This window comes from Streptomyces toyocaensis (assembly GCF_000725125.1).
Lineage (GTDB): Bacteria > Actinomycetota > Actinomycetes > Streptomycetales > Streptomycetaceae > Streptomyces > Streptomyces toyocaensis.
The window spans coordinates 42282-59858 of sequence record NZ_JFCB01000036.1; the positions used below are offsets into that span (position 1 = coordinate 42282).

The 17577-nt window shown below is 73.0% G+C and carries 15 protein-coding genes and 1 pseudogene; 12 read left to right on the forward strand and 4 right to left on the reverse strand.

Translation table 11 applies throughout. The annotated features are described in order from the left end of the window. The first annotated feature begins 10 nt into the window (after positions 1-10). Positions 11-1813, forward strand: coding sequence for a BACON domain-containing protein (locus BU52_RS28470; RefSeq protein WP_037939843.1), 1803 nt, complete (start codon positions 11-13; stop codon positions 1811-1813). Positions 1814-2124: 311 nt separating this feature from the next. Here BU52_RS28470 and BU52_RS28475 read toward each other — a convergent pair whose 3' ends face one another. Beyond that, positions 2125-2997: a hypothetical protein gene (locus tag BU52_RS28475; RefSeq protein ID WP_037939844.1), complete on the reverse strand. Its 873-nt coding sequence runs from the start codon at positions 2995-2997 to the stop codon at positions 2125-2127. A 94-nt stretch (positions 2998-3091) separates the two neighbouring features. Between BU52_RS28475 and BU52_RS28480 the strand changes: the two genes are divergently transcribed. The 4 genes from BU52_RS28480 (at position 3092) to ilvD (ending at position 7638) form a co-directional block, all read left to right on the forward strand. Then, positions 3092-4024 carry a Ppx/GppA phosphatase family protein gene (locus tag BU52_RS28480; protein ID WP_037939845.1) on the forward strand — a complete coding sequence of 311 codons (933 nt, stop codon included), beginning with the start codon at positions 3092-3094 and terminating at the stop codon, positions 4022-4024. Between the two features lie 149 nt (positions 4025-4173). Next, positions 4174-5007 carry a sugar phosphate isomerase/epimerase family protein gene (locus BU52_RS28485; protein WP_037939846.1) on the forward strand — a complete coding sequence of 278 codons (834 nt, stop codon included), beginning with the start codon at positions 4174-4176 and terminating at the stop codon, positions 5005-5007. After that, positions 5004-5651 (forward strand): TetR/AcrR family transcriptional regulator, encoded by a 648-nt coding sequence (locus tag BU52_RS28490; protein ID WP_037939847.1) that lies wholly within the window; start codon positions 5004-5006, stop codon positions 5649-5651. The genes BU52_RS28485 and BU52_RS28490 overlap by 4 nt, the downstream gene beginning before the upstream one ends. Before the next feature lie 133 nt (positions 5652-5784). Next, positions 5785-7638, forward strand: coding sequence for a dihydroxy-acid dehydratase (gene ilvD / locus BU52_RS28495; RefSeq protein WP_037939848.1), 1854 nt, complete (start codon positions 5785-5787; stop codon positions 7636-7638). A 209-nt stretch (positions 7639-7847) separates the two neighbouring features. Here the strand turns inward: ilvD and BU52_RS28500 are convergent, their stop codons facing one another. Next, positions 7848-9947, reverse strand: a complete 2100-nt coding sequence (locus tag BU52_RS28500) for an outer membrane protein assembly factor BamB family protein (protein ID WP_037939849.1) — start codon at positions 9945-9947, stop codon at positions 7848-7850. 183 nt (positions 9948-10130) lie between these two features. On the opposite strand from BU52_RS28500, the gene BU52_RS28505 reads away from it, so the two are divergent. The 6 genes and pseudogenes from BU52_RS28505 (at position 10131) to proC (ending at position 14393) form a co-directional block, all read left to right on the forward strand. Next, positions 10131-10457: an SH3 domain-containing protein gene (locus BU52_RS28505; RefSeq protein WP_037939850.1), complete on the forward strand. Its 327-nt coding sequence runs from the start codon at positions 10131-10133 to the stop codon at positions 10455-10457. A gap of 43 nt (positions 10458-10500) precedes the next feature. Further along, complete coding sequence (locus tag BU52_RS28510) at positions 10501-11019, forward strand: hypothetical protein (protein WP_037939851.1); 519 nt, start codon at positions 10501-10503, stop codon at positions 11017-11019. 51 nt (positions 11020-11070) lie between these two features. Beyond that, positions 11071-11860: pseudogene (locus BU52_RS34255) on the forward strand (class I SAM-dependent methyltransferase). Positions 11861-11893: 33 nt separating this feature from the next. Continuing rightward, positions 11894-12685: an ABC transporter ATP-binding protein gene (locus BU52_RS28515; RefSeq protein WP_037939852.1), complete on the forward strand. Its 792-nt coding sequence runs from the start codon at positions 11894-11896 to the stop codon at positions 12683-12685. Continuing rightward, positions 12682-13467, forward strand: coding sequence for an ABC transporter permease (locus BU52_RS28520; protein ID WP_037939853.1), 786 nt, complete (start codon positions 12682-12684; stop codon positions 13465-13467). The genes BU52_RS28515 and BU52_RS28520 overlap by 4 nt, the downstream gene beginning before the upstream one ends. Positions 13468-13580: 113 nt before the next feature. Beyond that, on the forward strand, positions 13581-14393 hold the full coding sequence (gene proC, locus BU52_RS28525) for a pyrroline-5-carboxylate reductase (RefSeq protein WP_037939854.1): 813 nt from the start codon (positions 13581-13583) through the stop codon (positions 14391-14393). Positions 14394-14419: 26 nt separating this feature from the next. Here the strand turns inward: proC and BU52_RS28530 are convergent, their stop codons facing one another. Continuing rightward, entirely contained in the window at positions 14420-15007 is a 588-nt protein-coding gene (locus BU52_RS28530) for a cysteine hydrolase family protein (RefSeq protein WP_037939855.1), read from the reverse strand. A 75-nt stretch (positions 15008-15082) separates the two neighbouring features. On the opposite strand from BU52_RS28530, the gene BU52_RS28535 reads away from it, so the two are divergent. Next, the gene (locus tag BU52_RS28535; RefSeq protein ID WP_051858672.1) at positions 15083-16114 is read left to right on the forward strand and encodes a GlxA family transcriptional regulator; all 1032 of its coding nucleotides are present in this window, start codon (positions 15083-15085) and stop codon (positions 16112-16114) included. Here BU52_RS28535 and trpS read toward each other — a convergent pair. Continuing rightward, positions 16045-17079 (reverse strand): tryptophan--tRNA ligase, encoded by a 1035-nt coding sequence (trpS, locus tag BU52_RS28540; protein WP_037939856.1) that lies wholly within the window; start codon positions 17077-17079, stop codon positions 16045-16047. The two genes, BU52_RS28535 and trpS, sit on opposite strands and share 70 nt — an antisense overlap. Positions 17080-17577 lie beyond the last annotated feature (498 nt).

Genomic DNA, 17577 nt, shown 5'->3' on the forward strand with positions numbered 1-17577 from the left:
CGGTCGCCGAATGACGAGCAGCGGCCCGGACACCTCGACCCGCACGACCGGAGCACGCCGGGCGCACCGGGAAGCGCGCGACCGCGGCGCCGCGCGCACCCTGGCCCAGCGTCCGCCCAGCCGCTACGAGCCCCACCTGGACGGCCTGTTCACCTACTGCCTGTCCGTGCTGTGCGACCACGACGCGGCGACCGCCGCCCTGGCCGACGCGCTGACGCTCGCGGAGCGCCGCGGCCGGCACGTCCCGGACGGCCTCGGGAGCCGCAGGGCCTGGCTGTACGCGCTGGCCCGCTGGGCGTGTCTGCGCACCCTGGCGGAGGCCAGGCAGAGACACCGGACCTCCCACGCCGTCGGCCGCGCCGGCCGGCGGCGGGCGGCCGGGACGGCCACCGCGCCGGCCGTCTCCGAGGAGGTCCGGGAGCGGCGCCGCCGGGAACTGGCCGAACTCGCCTGGCCGGAGGCCGCCGGGACCACCCCGGAGCAGCGCGAGGCGCTCGAACTCGCCGTGCGCCACCACCTCGCCGCCCACGAGGTCGCCCTCGTGCTCGGCATGGAGCCGGCCGCCGCGCGTGAGCTGCTGGCCACCGCGGCCTGCGAGGTGGAGCGCACTCGCGCGGCGCTCGCCGTCGTCGAGACCGGCACCTGCCCCGGCGTGGCGCATCTCACCGGCGACGGGCGTCTCGTGCTCGGCACGACCCTGCGCCGCGAGCTCGTCCGGCACGTCGACGACTGCCCGCGCTGCCGCCGCACAGCCGAACGGGCCGTCCCCGGCCGCTGGCCCGGCAGCAGCGTCAGCCCGGAGGCGCTGCCCGTCCTGCCGGCCCCGCGCCCGGCCCTGCACGCGGCCATGGCGCACCACCCACGCGCGCGCGGCGCCGCGCCTCGCTTCGACCGGCGCGGTTACCCCGTGGACCCCAAGGACCGGGTCGCCCGCCGGGACCGGCTGCGCACGCGTGCCGTCACGACGACCGTCGTCGCCACCGTCGTCGCCGCCCCCGTGTTCGCGCTGTGGGCCGCCTACCGGGGCACCCCCGTCGGTGAGGCCCGGGACGGCCGTGCGGCCTCCGCGCGGGAGGACGGCGGCGTCGTCGACCTCGACGGCGAGGAGGCGGGCGCCGGCTACGAGAACACGGGCAACACCGGGGACGCCGGCACCGGCCCCGGGCCCCGCTTCGGCGAGGACGGAGAGGCGGACGTGTCCGTGGAGGTCGTCGGTGTCCCCGGCGCGGGGGACGAGGGCACCGCCGCGCTGGCCGTCACGGCCGGCCACAGCGGTGACACCACGCTGATCACCCTGACCGCGACGGGTTCCGGGCCGGTCCGCTGGTCGGTCTCGACGGGAGCGTCCTGGCTTTATCCGAGCCGGTCGTCGGGAACGCTGGCCGCCGGGGAGTCGGTGACGATCAGGGTCCACGTCGACCAGTTGCGCGAGCCGTCCGGCCACTGGCGCGCCACCGTGGCGATCTCCCCCGCCGGTTCCGTCGTCACCATCGACGGTTACGGCACCGCCCCGTCCGCTCCCGGCGGTTCGCCCTCGGGCCACCCCGGCGGTCCGGGCACCGCGCACCCCGGCACTCCGAGCGACCCTCCCGCGTCGTCCCCCGGCCCGGAGCCGACGCCCACGACACCGGCGCCCCAGGAGCCGACACCCGGCGACCCGTCGGGTTCACCGGACCCGGAGCCCACGACCGGCGGCCCCACCCCCACCGGGTCGACGCCCGGCGAGCCGGTCGCGACCGGCTCGGGTACGGCGGACCAGGGGGACCCGTCGCCCACGGCCGACGGCACCGCCCCGAGCCCGGCCGCGCCGTAGACCGCGACCGGTGCCGCGCGTCCGGCGTCCGGGGGCCGGTCGTCCGGTCGCCCGGCCGTCCGGGTCAGACGTCGGGTCGTCCGGCCGTCCGGGTCAGACGTCGGGTCGTCCGGCCGTCCGGGTCAGACGTCGGGTCGTCCGGCCGTCCGGGTCAGACGTCGGGTCGTCCGGCCGTCCGGGTCAGACGTCGGGTCGTCCGGCCGTCCGGGTCAGACGTCCGGTCGTCCGGTCGCCCGAGTCAGACGTCCGGTCGTCAGGCTGCCCGGGTCAGGCGTCCGGTCGTCAGGCTGCCCGGGTCAGACGTCCGGTCGTCAGGCGGGATCTGCCGGATGCGGCGCCAGCAGCGGGAGCTGCGAGGCCAGCCGTTCCTCGCACAGCTCGACCAGACGGTCGTAGCCCGCCTTGCCCATCAGTTCGGTCAGCTCCGCGCGGTAGGAGACGTACACCGGGTCCCCGGCGCCGTGCGCCGAGGTGGCCGAGGTGCACCACCAGTGCAGGTCGTGGCCGCCCGGGCCCCAGCCGCGACGGTCGTACTCACCGATCGACACCTGCAGCACGCGCGTGTCGTCCGGGCGGTCGATCCAGTCGTAGGTCCGCCGGACGGGCAGCTGCCAGCACACGTCCGGCTTCGTCTCCAGTGGCTCGCGGCCCTCCCTGAGCGCGAGGATGTGCAACGAGCAGCCCATGCCGCCGGCGAACCCCGGCCGGTTCTGGAAGATGCACGAGCCCTGGAACGGACGGGTCTGACGGTCGCCGTCCTCGTCCTCGGAGACCCAGCCGCCCCGCTTGCCCTCGTCGTGGTGCTGCCAGATGTCCGGAGTGAGCCTCGCCACATGCCCGGCGACCCGCTTCTCGTCGTCCTCGTCCGAGAAGTGGGCACCGAGGGTGCAGCACCCGTCGTCCGCGCGGCCGGCCTGGATGCCCTGGCAGCCGCTGCCGAAGATGCAGTTCCAGCGCGAGGTCAGCCAGGTCAGGTCGCAGCGGAAGACCTGCTCGTCGTCCGCCGGATCCGGAAATTCCACCCATGCGCGGGCGAAGTCGAGGCCCTTCTCGTCGTCCACCGGCGCCTTCCCCGGCGTCTGCGGCGCTGTCATCCGCGAAGAACCCGCGGTCAGTCCGGCCTTCTTGTCCTTCCTGGCCTTCTTGTCCGTCTTTTCGTCCTTCGCCTTTTTCGTCTTTGGCACCCGTCCAGGGTAAGTCGCCCGCACCCCGTCCGGGACCGGCCCGGCCGTCGCAGACTGGGCACCACACGGCGCTCCGGGCAGTAGCGTTCCGTACATGAGACTCGGTGTCCTCGACGTGGGTTCGAACACGGTGCACCTGCTGGTGGTGGACGCGCACCCCGGCGCGTGCCCGCTGCCCGCGCACTCGCACAAGACCGAACTGCGCCTCGCCCAGCTCCTCGACGACGACGGTGCCATCGGCCCGGACGGGGTGGACAGACTGATCGCGGTCGTCCAGGAGGCGCTCCAGGCCGCCGAGGACAAGGGCGTGGAGGAGCTGCTGCCGTTCGCCACCTCGGCGGTGCGCGAGGCGGGGAACGCCGACGACGTGCTCGCGCGGGTGCGCGAGGAGACCGGGGTCGAGCTCGGGGTTCTCAGCGGTGAGGAGGAGGCCCGCCTCACCTTCCTCGCCGCCCGCCGCTGGTACGGCTGGTCGGCCGGGAAGCTGCTCGTCATCGACATCGGCGGCGGCTCCCTGGAGATCGCCTACGGCCTCGACGAGGAACCCGACACCGCGGTGTCGCTGCCGCTCGGGGCCGGCCGCCTCACCGCCGGCTGGCTGCCCGGTGACCCGCCCGAGCCGGACGACGTCCGCGCGCTGCGCCGCCACGTGCGTACCGAGATCGCCCGCACCGTCGGGGACTTCAGCCGCCTCGGCGCCCCCGACCACGTGGTGGCCACATCCAAGACGTTCAAGCAGCTCGCCCGCCTCGCCGGCGCCGCCCGCTCCGCCGAGGGCCTGTACGTCCAGCGCGAGCTGAAACGCGAGTCGCTGGAGGCCTGGGTGCCGAGGCTCGCCGCCATGTCCGCCGCCGAGCGCGCCGAGCTGCCCGGCGTCTCCGAGGCCCGCGCGGGCCAGCTGCTCGCCGGGGCCCTGGTCGCGGAGGGTGCGATGGACCTGTTCGGCGTCGAGCGCCTGGAGATCTGTCCCTGGGCCCTGCGGGAGGGCGTCATCCTCCGCCGCCTGGACCACATGGATCAGGGATAGGACTTCGGAGGGCGCGCGGCCGTCCCGGTGCGTGGCTCCGGCGCGCGGACGCGAAGGCCGCGCGGGAGTCAGCGTCCGCCTATGGCAATCACCACACCGGCCATCGGGCACCCCGCGCCCACCCGACCGCACCCCGTAACCTGAGGCTCGTGGCAGAAGCAAGGGACGTAGTCCGCATCCCGGATGCGAAGGTCGCCCTGTCGACGGCCTCCGTCTACCCGGAGTCGACGGCGACGGCCTTCGAGATCGCCGCGCGCCTCGGGTACGACGGCGTCGAGGTCATGGTGTGGACCGATCCGGTCAGCCAGGACATCGAGGCGCTGCGCAGGCTCAGCGACTACCACCGCATCCCCGTCCTGGCCGTCCACGCGCCCTGCCTGCTCATCACGCAGCGCGTGTGGTCCACCGACCCCTGGACCAAGCTCCAGCGGGCCCGCGTCGCCGCCGAGAAGCTCGGCGCCGGGACGGTCGTCGTCCATCCGCCCTTCCGCTGGCAGCGGCAGTACGCGCGTGACTTCGTGGACGGCATCTGGCGGATGGCGGACGAGACGGACGTGCGGTTCGCCGTCGAGAACATGTACCCCTGGCGCTACCGCGACCGCGAGATGCTGGCGTACGCCCCCGACTGGGACGTCACCAAGGAGGACTACCGCCACTTCACGATCGACCTCAGCCACGCCTCGACCGCGCGCACCGACACCCTGCAGATGATCGACCGCATGGGCGACCGCCTCGGCCACGTCCACCTCGCCGACGGCAGGGGCTCCGCCAAGGACGAGCACCTGGTGCCGGGCCGCGGCGACCAGCCCTGCGCCGAGGTGCTGGAGCGCCTCGCGTCGAGCGGCTTCGACGGTCACGTCGTCATCGAGGTCAACACCCGCCGGGCCATGTCGAGCGCGGAGCGCGAGGCCGATCTGGCCGAGGCGCTGGCGTTCACCCGCCTGCACCTGGCGTCCTCCGGCATCCGGGTGCCCCGGCGGTGACCGGCGTCACCGCGAGCGACGGCCCGGGCGCCTCCGCCCGGGGCGACGGCGCCACCCGGCGCCGCGGCCGTCCTCGGCGTACGGAATCGGGCGGCACCCGGGACCGCATCCTCGACGCGGCCAGGGAGGAGTTCTCCTCGCGGGGGTACGAGAAGACGACCGTCCGGGGGATCGCCAGGTCGGCCGGGGTCGACTCCGCGCTGGTGCACCACTACTTCGGCACCAAGGAGCAGGTGTTCGAGGCCGCCGTCGAGGTCGCCTTCGCACCGGCGTTCACCGCGCGGGACAAGGTGCTCGAGGGGCCGCTCGACGAGGTGGGCGAGCGGATGACCCGCATGATCATCGGACTCTGGGAGAGCCCGGTCACGCGGGCCCCGCTGCTCGCGATCGTCCGCTCCGCCGTGAACAACGAGACCGCGGCCGGGGTCTTCCGCCGCCTGATCGCCGGCCAGCTGCTACGCCGTATCGCCGGACGGCTCGACCTCCCGGACGCGGAACTGCGCGCCGAGCTGGCCGCGGCCCAGCTCGTCGGCATCGCGATGGTCCGGTACGTGATCAAGGTGGAGCCGCTGGCCTCGGCCGATGCCGAGCAGATCATCAGACGGGTGGCCCCGGTGGTGCAGGGACATCTGACCGGCCGCTGACACCCTCGGGGCCGGCGCGCGGAGCCCCGGCCGGGCGAGACATGCGTCCCGCATTCCGGACGCCTCGTCCCACTCCCTGAATGACCGGCGTACGCTCGACGACAGTCACAACTCTCCGAAGGAGCGAGCGACGATGCCCGAGCTGAGGTCCCGCACAGTCACCCACGGCCGCAACATGGCGGGCGCCCGCGCCCTGATGCGCGCCTCCGGTGTACCCGGTGCGGACATCGGACGGAAGCCGATCATCGCGGTCGCCAACAGCTTCACGGAGTTCGTCCCCGGCCACACCCACCTCGCACCGGTCGGCCGGATCGTCAGCGAGGCGGTGACCGCGGCCGGCGGCATCCCGCGCGAGTTCAACACCATCGCCGTCGACGACGGCATCGCCATGGGCCACGGCGGCATGCTGTACTCCCTCCCCTCCCGCGACCTGATCGCGGACAGCGTGGAGTACATGGTCGAGGCGCACCGCGCGGACGCCCTGATCTGCATCTCCAACTGCGACAAGATCACGCCAGGCATGCTCAACGCGGCCCTGCGGCTGAACATCCCCACGGTCTTCGTCTCCGGCGGCCCGATGGAGTCCGGCCGCGCCACCCTGGTCGACGGCACGGTCCGCACGCTGGACCTGGTCGACGCCATGGTCGAGGCGGCCAACGACAAGGTCTCCGACGCGGACGTCCTGCGCATCGAGGAGAACGCCTGCCCGACCTGTGGCTCCTGTTCCGGCATGTTCACCGCCAACTCGATGAACTGCCTCACCGAGGCCATCGGGCTCTCCCTCCCCGGCAACGGCTCGGTCCTGGCCACCCACACCGCCCGCAGGGCGCTCTACGAGAACGCCGCGCGCACGGTCATGGACCTGACCCGCCGCTACTACGAGCAGGACGACGACTCGGTCCTGCCCCGCAGCATCGCCACCGCGCCTGCCTTCGAGAACGCCATGGCGCTCGACATCGCGATGGGCGGCTCCACCAACACGATCCTGCACCTGCTGGCCGCCGCCCAGGAGGCGGAGGTCCCCTTCGGCCTCACCGAGATGGACGCCCTCTCGCGCCGCGTCCCCTGCCTGGCCAAGGTCGCCCCGAACGTCGCCAAGGACCGCACGTACTACATGGAGGACGTGCACCGCGCGGGCGGCATTCCCGCCCTGCTGGGCGAGCTGCACCGCGCTGGACTCCTCAACGAGGACGTCCACTCCGTCCACAGCCCGTCCCTGGCGGACTGGCTCAAGACCTGGGACATCCGCGGCGGCTCCCCCTCGCGGGAGGCGGTCGAGCTGTGGCACGCCGCTCCCGGATGCGTCAGGTCGGCGGAGGCCTTCTCCCAGTCCGAGCGCTGGGACTCCCTGGACGAGGACGCCGAGGGCGGCTGCATCCGCTCCGCCGAGCACGCCTACTCCAGGGACGGCGGCCTGGCCGTCCTGCGCGGCAACCTCGCGGTCGACGGCTGCGTGGTCAAGACGGCCGGCGTCGACGAGTCCATCTGGACCTTCGAGGGCCCGGCGGTCGTCTGCGAGTCGCAGGAGGAGGCCGTCCAGAAGATCCTCACCCAGCGGGTCAAGGAGGGCGACGTCGTCGTCATCCGCTACGAGGGCCCCAAGGGCGGCCCCGGCATGCAGGAGATGCTCTACCCGACGTCGTACCTGAAGAGCCGCGGCCTCGGAAAGGCCTGCGCCCTCATCACCGACGGCCGCTTCTCCGGTGGCACCTCCGGCCTGTCCATCGGCCACGCCTCCCCGGAGGCGGCCTCGGGCGGCACCATCGCCCTCGTCGAGGACGGCGACCGCATCCGCATCGACATCCCGAACCGCTCGATCGAGTTGCTGGTCGACGAGACGGAACTGGCCCGCCGCGAGCAGGCCCTGGACGGCCGGTACGCCCCACGGAACCGCGACCGCAAGGTCTCGGCGGCGCTGAAGGCGTACGCGGCGATGGCGACGAGCGCGGACAAGGGCGCGGTGCGGGACGTCAGCAAGCTGGGCTGAGCCACACGCCGAGCCACACGCCGAGCCTCACCGGGCCGCGAGCAGGGCCGCTTCCGCACCGCGGGGGCGGCCCTCGCCGCTCCGGGCCGCCGCACCCCGCCCGTCCCCGCCCGCACACCCGGTCCCGCGGGGGCACGGACGCGTGCACATGCCGTACGCGATCACCGGCTCGCGCTCGCGCCTCCGTTCCCCGGCGCAGTCCCCCTGGTTCACCAGTCGGCCGGGTCCCGTCCCGCCACCCCGAACACGGTGCCGTCGGGCGCGCCCGCGTAGACGTGGCCGCCCGCGAGCACGGGTGCGGGCAGCGCGGCGGGCACACGGTCGGAGTCGGCGCCTAGCCGTGGCCGGGTCTGCCCGAGAAGCTTCCCCCGGCGGGCGTCGACGCCCAGCAGCCGTCCGTCTGGTGCGGTGACGTACACGTGCCGCCCGTCGGAGACGGGCTCCGAGCCCCGGCTCACGCCCGTCTCCAGCCGCCACCGCTGCGTCCCCGCCGCCATGTCGACGGCGACCAGCGATCCGCCCGCACCCATGAGGTACACGGTCTCCCCGCGCACCCCGGCCTGCGCCTGCGCGACCGGCACCGGCAGCTCCACCCGGCGGGTGGCCCCGGTGCCGGGTGTGTAGCGGAGCACGGCCGTCGCGTCCCCGTACACCTCACCGCCGACGACGAGGTACACGGCCCCGTCCGCCGCGCCCACAGGCGTCAGCTCCCCCTCCAGCTCCGCGGCCCACCGCACGTCGCCCGTCGCCGGATCCACCGCGGTGACCCGCGTCCGGCTCCCGTCCCCGGACGGACTCGTCGCGTACGCGGACGGCTCCCCGCGCTCCCCGGCGAACGAGGAGAAGTACGGCACGGCCTGCCCGGGAATCCGGTGGGACCACCTGGTCCCGCCCGAGGCGCCGTCCACGCCCGTGACCGTCCCGTCGGCGCGGGTCAGCAGGAGCGTGCCGCCGACCGCCCGCACTCCGTCGTACTCGGGCGGGTCCTTCCGCCACACCGGCTCTCCCGTGGCCGGATCGAGCGCCTCCAGGTCGCCTGTCCGGTCGAGGGAGGGCTGGACGAGGCCGCCCGACAGGAGCGGCGGTTCGCTCCGGGCGGTTCCCCCGACCTCGTGCCGCCACAGCGTGCGGCCGTCGGCCGGGTCGAGGGCGAGCACCGAACCGGGCAGCGCGCACAGCAGCTCCCCCGTTCCGTACGAGCACTGGGGCATGCCGCCGCCCTCGGAGTCGAGGGCCGTCTCCCACACGCCGAAGCCGCCCGGCACGCTCTGCGCGGCGGTGGTCCGCCGCGCCGGTTCCGTGCCGCCGGACACCTGGAGCGCCGTGAGCCCGCCGAGCACGGCGAGGCAGAGCGCCCCGGCCACCACAACCGCCCGCCTGCCGAGACGCCGCGCGGGGGCGTCCGCCGAAGGCTCCGGCGCGGCCTCCTCGCGCGGCTCCTCCGTCCGCTGCGCCGGCACGAACACCTGCGTGTCGTAGGCCGCCGCCACCGACCGCAGCTCACGCATCAGCTCGTCCGGCGTGGGCCGGTCGTCGGGCTCCTTGGCGAGACACCGCAGCACCAGCGGCGCGAGCGACTCCGGAACGCCCGTCAGATCGGGCTCGTCGTGCACGACCTGATAGGCGACGACGTACGGACTGTCGGAGTCGAACGGACCGCGCCCCGTCGTCGCGTGCACCATGAGCGAGCCGAGGGCGAACACGTCGGCCGCGGGGCCCACCTCGCGGGGCCGGCGGAACTGCTCGGGCGCCATGAACGGCGGCGTGCCGATCAGCTTCCCGGTCTCGGTCCGCAGTTCGCTGTCCCGTGGCCGGGAAATGCCGAAGTCGATGACCTTCGGCCCGTCCTCGGCGAGCAGGACGTTGCTCGGCTTGAGGTCCCGGTGCACCACCCCGACCCGGTGGATGTCGCGCAGCGCCTCCGCGAGCCCGGCCATCAGCCGACGCGCCTGGTCCGGGTCCAGGGGGCCGTTCCGCTTCACCCGCTCGGAGAGCGTCGGTCCGGGGATGTACAGGGTGGCCATCCACGGCCGCCCGCCCTCGGGATCGGCGTCCACGACCGGTGCCGTGAACGCCCCGCTCACCCGCCGCGCCGCCGCCACCTCCTGCCGGAAGCGCCCCCTGAACTCGGGGTCCATGGCGTACCGGGCGTGCACCACCTTCACCGCGACCCGCATGCCGGAGGTGCTCCGGGCCAGATGCACCACGCCCATGCCGCCCGAGCCCAGACAGGACTCCAGACGGTAGTGACCGGCGTACTCCGGAAGTTCCGCTTCCGCGCCCGCTCCGCTGTTCCGCTGCGGCGCCATGGAACCACCCCCGTGCTGTTCGTCCGCGCGCGCGACGCTCGGAGCCTAGTCGATGGCGCGTGCGGCACCGAGGCGGCTTGCCCGCCTCCGCGTGCGAGTGACGAACTGGTGTTTCATGGCTTGTTATCAGGGAATCAACGGGACCCCACGACAGTCGTGGGGTGCAACGGGGGAGGTTGTGTCATGTCTGTCGACCAGACGCAGGAGACGGCGAGCGGGGACGAGAAGGCGACCACGGAGAACATCACCACGGCCGCCGCCACGGCCTCCTACCCGGTGGCACCGGGCTACCAGCTGAACGTCCGCAGCGGTCCCGGCACCGGCTACCCGGTCGTGCGGGTCCTGACCGAGGGCGCCTGGGTCTCGATCCGCTGCCAGACGCCGGGTACGTGGGTGTCGGGCCCGTACGGCACCTCGAACATCTGGGACAACATCGGCAACGGCCAGTACGTCTCCGACGCGTACGTCCGCACCGGCAGCGACGGGTACGTGGCCCCGCGCTGCGCCTGATCCCACCCGGAGCCCGCGGCGCCCCCGGAGCCATAATCGACGCGTGAGCGCAGAGAACGGCACCCCGGACAGCACCGCGGGCTCCCCGGGCACGCCCGCCGGCCCCCAGCCCGAGCCCATCCGCTTCTTCGGCACGACCTGGGTCGACCACTCCGGCGGCTACACCGGCCGCCGCGTCGGCGTCGCCGTCGGCTCCCTGGCCGCGGCGGTGGCCGCCTGCCTCGTGCTGCGCATCGCCTACCAGGGGCTCGAGATCGCCGATGTCGGCAGCTTCGTCACGCTGCTGATGGTCGTGATGTTCGCGATCTGCAGCGCGCTCGCCTTCCGCCACACCTGGTCCGCCTTCACCACCCGCCCCGACCCGGACCGCCAGGCATCCCTCCGCGGCCTCCTGTCCATCGGGTTCATCGGCTCCCTCCTCGCCTACTTCTTCCGCTCCCTCATCGAGGCCCCGGGCGAGAGGCTGCACCGCGCCGAGTACGAGAAGGCCCGCGAGGACCACGAGAAGCGCACCACCCGCCGCTCGGGCAACCCGTCGAAAAAGCGCCGCCGCCGCTCCTGACCTCACCGGAAAGCCTCTGGCACGTGCTCGTCGTACGGCCACGACGGCGGTATGACGACATCGAGCGCAGATCAGGTCGCCCGCACCGCCCGCGCCCACTCCTTCAACGGAGCCGCCGCCCAGTACGCGGCCAACCGCCCCTCCTACCCCGCCGCGCTCCTCGACACGATCGAGGAGCTGACCGCACGCCCCCTCGCCGGCTCCCGCGTCGTGGACGTCGGCGCCGGCACGGGCATGGCGACCGCCCTCCTGCACGCGCGCGGCGCCGATGTGATCGCCGTCGAGCCCGGTGACGGCATGGCGGCCGAGTTCCGCCGCGCCCTCCCCGACGTGCCGGTCGTCCGGGGCAACGGCAACGCGCTCCCCCTCGCCGACCACTGCGCCGACCTGCTCACCTACGCCCAGGCCTGGCACTGGACCGACCCCGACCGTGCTGTCCCGGAAGCGCTGCGCGTCCTCCGCCCCGGTGGCGCACTCGCGCTGTGGTGGAACACCGACGCGGTCGACGTGCCGTGGATCGGTGAGGCGGCCGGGCGCATCGACCGCCACTTCGGCCTCGATCTCTTCGCCGAGAAACGCGGCATCGGCGCCCACGTCGCCGACCCCTCCGGCCGCCTCGACCTGCGCCGCCGCGACATCCGCTGGAGCCGTCGCGTGCCCATCGACACCCACCTGGCCAACATCGGCAGCCACTCGGTCTTCCTGACCCAGGACGCGGATCGCGGCCTACCTCGCCGAGGAGCGACGGCACGTCCTGCGGGTCTTCCCGGACGGGATCGTCGAGGAGACCTACGACGTCGTCCTCCTCCTCGCGACCACGCCCCCGGCGTCGACGGCTTGACGCCTCCCCGGGAGCGGGAGGATTATTCATCGCATGATGAATTACTCCTTCCGCCCACCGGAGGAACCGGCCGTCCGCGCCCAGGGCCTCACCGTCGTCCGAGGCCCCCGCACCGTCCTGCGCGGCCTCGACTTCACCGTCCCGCGCGGTCAGGTCACCGGCCTCCTCGGCCCCTCCGGCTGCGGCAAGTCGACCCTGATGCGGGCCGTCGTCGGCACGCAGGCCAAGGTCAGCGGCACACTCGACGTCCTCGGCAGCCCCGCCGGCCACCCCACCCTGCGCACCCGCATCGGCTACGTCACCCAGGCCCCCTCCATCTACGACGACCTCAGCGTCCGCCAGAACCTCGACTACTTCGCCGCGATCGCGGACCCCGGCCGCGCCGCCGCCGGCCGCCGCCACAAGAACGTCACCCGGGCCATCGCCGACGTCGACCTCACCACCCACACCGACGTCCTCGCCGGCAGCCTCTCCGGCGGCCAGCGCAGCCGCGTCTCCCTCGCCGTGGCCCTCCTCGGCACCCCCGAACTCCTGGTCCTCGACGAACCCACCGTCGGCCTCGACCCCGTCCTGCGCCGCGACCTCTGGCAGCTCTTCCACACCATCGCCGCCGAACGCGGCGCGACCCTGCTGATCTCCTCCCACGTCATGGACGAGGCCGAGCGCTGCCACCGCCTCCTGCTCATGCGCGCCGGCGAGATCCTCGCCGACGACACCCCCGACGCCCTCCGCACCCGCACCGGCTCCGAGACCGTCGAGGACGCCTTCCTCCACCTGGTCGACGAGGCCACCGCGGCCGGCGGTACGAAGGAGAGCACCCGATGAGCACCACCCACCCCGCGACGTCCGCACCCGCCGCGCCCCGCGCCCTGAACCTCTCCCGCACCACCGCCACCGCGGCCCGGGTCCTGCGCCAGCTCCGCCACGACCCGCGCACCATCGCGCTGATGCTCCTGGTCCCCTGCCTGATGCTGTTGCTGCTCCGCTACGTCTTCGACGGCAGCGCGCGCGTCTTCGACAACATCGGCGCCTCACTCCTCGGGATCTTCCCGCTCATCACGATGTTCCTGGTCACCTCGATCGCCACCCTGCGCGAACGCACCTCCGGCACGCTGGAACGCCTCCTCGCCATGCCCCTCGGCAAGGGCGACCTCATCGCCGGCTACGCCCTCGCGTTCGGCACCCTGGCGGTCATCCAGTCGGCCCTCGCCACCGGCCTCGCCCTCTGGTTCCTGGGCCTCGACGTCATCGGCAGCCCCTGGCTGCTCCTGCTGGTGGCCCTCCTCGACGCGCTCCTCGGCACGGCCCTCGGCCTCTTCGTCTCGGCCTTCGCGGCCTCGGAATTCCAGGCCGTCCAGTTCATGCCGGCGGTGATCTTCCCCCAGCTGCTCCTCTGCGGCCTGTTCACCCCACGCGAGAACATGCACCCCGTCCTCGAGACCATCTCCGACGCCCTGCCCATGTCCTACGCCGTCGACGGCATGAACGAGGTCATGCGGCACACCGACATGACGACGGCCTTCGTCCGCGACACCGCGATCGTCGCGGGCTGCGCGGTGCTGGTCCTCGCCCTGGGCGCGGCCACGTTGAAACGCCGGACGGTGTGAATCAGCGACGGCCCGCCACCCGGGCGTCCCGCCCACCGGACGCCCCGCCCCCACCGGCCCCCGGGATGCGAGGATGACGAGGGACGACGCACCCCCGGAGGGCACCCACAGCCATGACCCAGAAAGTCGCAGTCCTCGGCACCGGCAAGATCGGTGAAGCCCTGCTCAGCGGAATGATCCGCGCCGGCTGGGCCCCCGCCGACCTCCTGGTCACCGCCCGCCGCCGGGACCGGGCCGACGAACTCCGCACCCGCTACGGCGTCACCCCGGTCTCCAACCAGGACGCCGCCAAGTCCGCCGACACCCTGATCCTCACGGTCAAACCCCAGGACATGGGCACCCTCCTCGACGAGCTCGCCCCGCACGTCCCCGCCGACCGCCTGGTCATCAGCGGCGCCGCGGGCATCCCGACGTCCTACTTCGAGGAACGCCTCACCCCCGGCACCCCGGTCGTCCGCGTCATGACCAACACCCCCGCCCTCGTCGACGAGGCCATGTCGGTCATCTCCGCCGGGAGCCACGCCACCGCCGACCACCTCGCCCACGCCGAGGAGATCTTCGGCGCCGTGGGCAAGACGCTCCGCGTCCCCGAGTCCCAGCAGGACGCCTGCACCGCCCTCTCCGGCTCGGGCCCGGCGTACTTCTTCTACCTGGTCGAGGCCATGACCGACGCCGGCATCCTGCTCGGCCTGCCCCGGGACAAGGCACACGACCTGATCGTCCAGTCCGCCATCGGCGCCGCGACGATGCTCCGCGACAGCGGCGAACACCCCGTCAAGCTCCGCGAGAACGTGACGTCCCCCGCCGGCACCACCATCAACGCCATCCGCGAACTCGAGAACCACGGTGTGCGGGCCGCCCTCATCGCCGCCCTCGAAGCCGCCCGCGACCGCAGCCGCGAACTCGCCTCGGGCACCAAGGACTGACGTACGTCACCCCCTGCACGGGACGGTCATCCCGCGGCGTCCAGGACCTCCCCGGTCGTCACGACCCGGGCGAAGCCGCCTCCGTGCAGGGTCACCGCCGTCGCCTGCGCCAGCTCCTCCGCCTCGCGCCGCCAGCCGAACGGCCCCTCGAGACCGAACGTGTACGTCGCGTCGTACACGAACAGCACGTCGTACCCCAGGTTTCCTCCCATCCGGGCCGTCGTCTCCGCGCACATGTTGGTCTGGATGCCGACCACCGCGATCTGCGAGATCCCCGCACCCTTCAACCAGGCGTCGAGATCCGGCGAACCGTAGAACGCCGAGTTCACGCTCTTCGCCACCAGCAGCTCGGCCTCCGCACCCCCCTTCCCGCGCCGAGCCTCCACGTACTGCTTGAAGGCGTTGCCCGGCTGCCCCGGCCGCAACGGCGACCGCGGGCCGACCGAGTCGTGCCGCACGAACACCACCGGCCGGCCCGACGCCTGCCAGGCGTCGATCAGCGAGGCGATGTTCTCGTCCGCTCCGGGGTTGTTCCGCGTCCCCCAGAAGTCCAGGTCCTCGAAGCCCTGCTGCACATCGACGACCACCAACGCTGCGTTCTCCGCGATATCCATGCCTCCGATCGTCGCGTCCCACCGCTCCACGCCCCAGGGGTACGAAAGTCAGCGATCGATGGTTTACTGCCATCCATGGAGAGCGCCCCCGAAACGGCCCGCCCGCGCGACCCGTACCGCGTGGCCCTCGTCGCCTTCCCCGGCATCCGCGCCTTCGACGTCTCCGTCATCACCGAGGTCTGGGGCCCCGACCGCACCGACCGCGGCGCACCCGCCTTCGACCTGCACCGCGTCGCCCCCGACACCCGGCCCGTCCCCATGCGCGGCGGTCTCACCCTTCTCCCCGACCGCTCCCTCACCTGGATGACCGGCGCCGACCTCGTCCTCGTCCCCGGACTCGACGACCACCTCACGCCCGCACCACCCCTCGTCCTCGACGCCCTTCGCCGCGCCCACGCCCGGGGCACCCCCATCGCCGCCCTGTGCGGCGGCGCCTTCACCCTCGCCCAGGCCGGCCTGCTCGACGGCCGCCGCGCCATCACCCACTGGAACCTGATCGACCTCTTCCGTGCACACCATCCCCACGTCACCGTCGTCCCCGACGCCCTGTTCATCGAGGACGACAACATCTGGACCGCGGCCGGCACCGCCGCGGGCATCGACCTCTGCCTCCATCTGATCCGCCTCGCCCACGGAGCCGAAGCCGCCGCGGTCATCGCCCGCTCCATGGTCACCGCCCCCTTCCGCACCGGAACCCAGGCACAGTTCATCGAGCACCCCACCCCGCGCACCGACCGCGACGCCGACGCCCTCGCCGCCGTACGCGAGCACGCCCTGCGGCACCTCGACGAACCGCTCACCGTCGCCGGCCTGGCCGCCCACGCCGGTATGTCCGCGCGCACCTTCGCCCGCCACTTCACCGCGGCCACCGGGACCACACCGCTGCGCTGGCTCCTCGACCAGCGCATCGCCGCAGCTCAGCGCCTTCTGGAGCGCACCGATCTCCCCATGCCCGAGGTCGCCCGCCGGGCGGGCTTCGGCAGCGAGGTCACCATGCGCCAGCACTTCGCATCGCGCCTCGCCACCAGCCCTCGTGCCTATCGGGCCGCGTTCAGCACGGGCGCCGCGGTCTCCGATCCCGCCGGCAACAAGCCGATCGCCCGGTAAGCGGCATCCACGGTCGGACGGGCCATGCCCCGAGCCCTCTCCGCACCATCCCGCAGCACCTCCTCCACGAAGCCAGGATCCGCGCACAACGCCTTGTGCCTCTCCTGCACGGGCCTCAGGAGCTCGATCACGGCCTCCGCCGTGTCCCTCTTCAATGCGCCGTACGACTCATATGCACCGCTCAAGGCCTCCGGGTTCCCACCCGAGCACGCCGCGAGGATCTCCAGCAGATTCGCCGGCCCCGGCCGGGCCTCCCTGTCGTACACGACCTCCCGCCCGCTGTCGGTCACCGCCCGCATGATCTTCTTCCGCACCACGTCGGGCTCGTCCAGCAGATAGACGATCCCCGGCCCCGTGTCATCGCTCTTGCCCATCTTCGACAGGGGGTCCTGCAGATTCATCACGCGCGCAGCCACCGCCGGATGGGTGGCCCGCGGCACGACGAAGGTGTGCCCGTACCGCTGGTTGAACCGCGCGGCCAGATCCCGCGTCAGCTCCACGTGCTGCGCCTGGTCGTCGCCGACCGGCACCTCGTCCGCCCCGTACGCCAGGATGTCCGCCGCCATCAGCACGGGATACGTCAGCAGAGACAGCCGCACGCTCCCGCCCCGCCGCTGCTCCCGCACCGACTTCTCCTTGTACTGGATCATCCGGCGCATCTCGCCGTCCGTGGCCACGCACTCCAGCACATACGACAGCCGCGCATGCTCGTCCACATGGCTCTGCACGAACACCGTGCAGAGCTCCGGATCAAGCCCTGACGCCAGCAGCAACGTCGCGGACTGCCTGCTCAGCCTGCGCACCCGCGCCGGATCGTGGTCCACGGTCAGCGCATGCAGGTCCACCACGCAGAACAGCGCGTCGGACTGGTGCTGGTCGACCGCGGCCCACCGCCGCATGGCCCCCAGGTAGTTCCCCAGCGTCAGATGCCCGGTCGGCTTGACCCCACTGAAGACCCGTCTCATCTCTTCTCCCTGCTCCTGGCCCGGGCCGCCGTCCCCGGCCGGCCGCCCTCGGAGTCCTGGAGGGAGAAAGCAGAACGGCCGCCGGGGCGGCGGCCGTCGAGTGCATACGTAGCGTCGGCCGCCGTCAGGCGGCCCACCAGAACTGGCTGTACGTACGCGTGGTCATGGGGGCAAGACTACGCCCCGGGGACGGGCAGGGCAGCGAGTTGACACACCCCGGTGGGATCCGTACTGTTCTCCGAGTTGTCCGACGTGAGCGCCGACTCCGGTCGGTCCCCGGACAGCCATTCCGCAAGTACCACTACTGATCGAGTCAGAAGTCTGTCTGCTGGCGCGTCATTGGTATGCGTATTCGCGAAATGAGGAATCCGCGCCCGAAAGGGAGCAGGGCCCCGATTAGGTCGGGAGCCGGGAATCCGCTAAAGTCTCACTCGTCGGAACGGCCCAACGGCCGGGAAGACGGACCCCGCTGACTGGGGGTCAGGTCGAGAAAAAGAT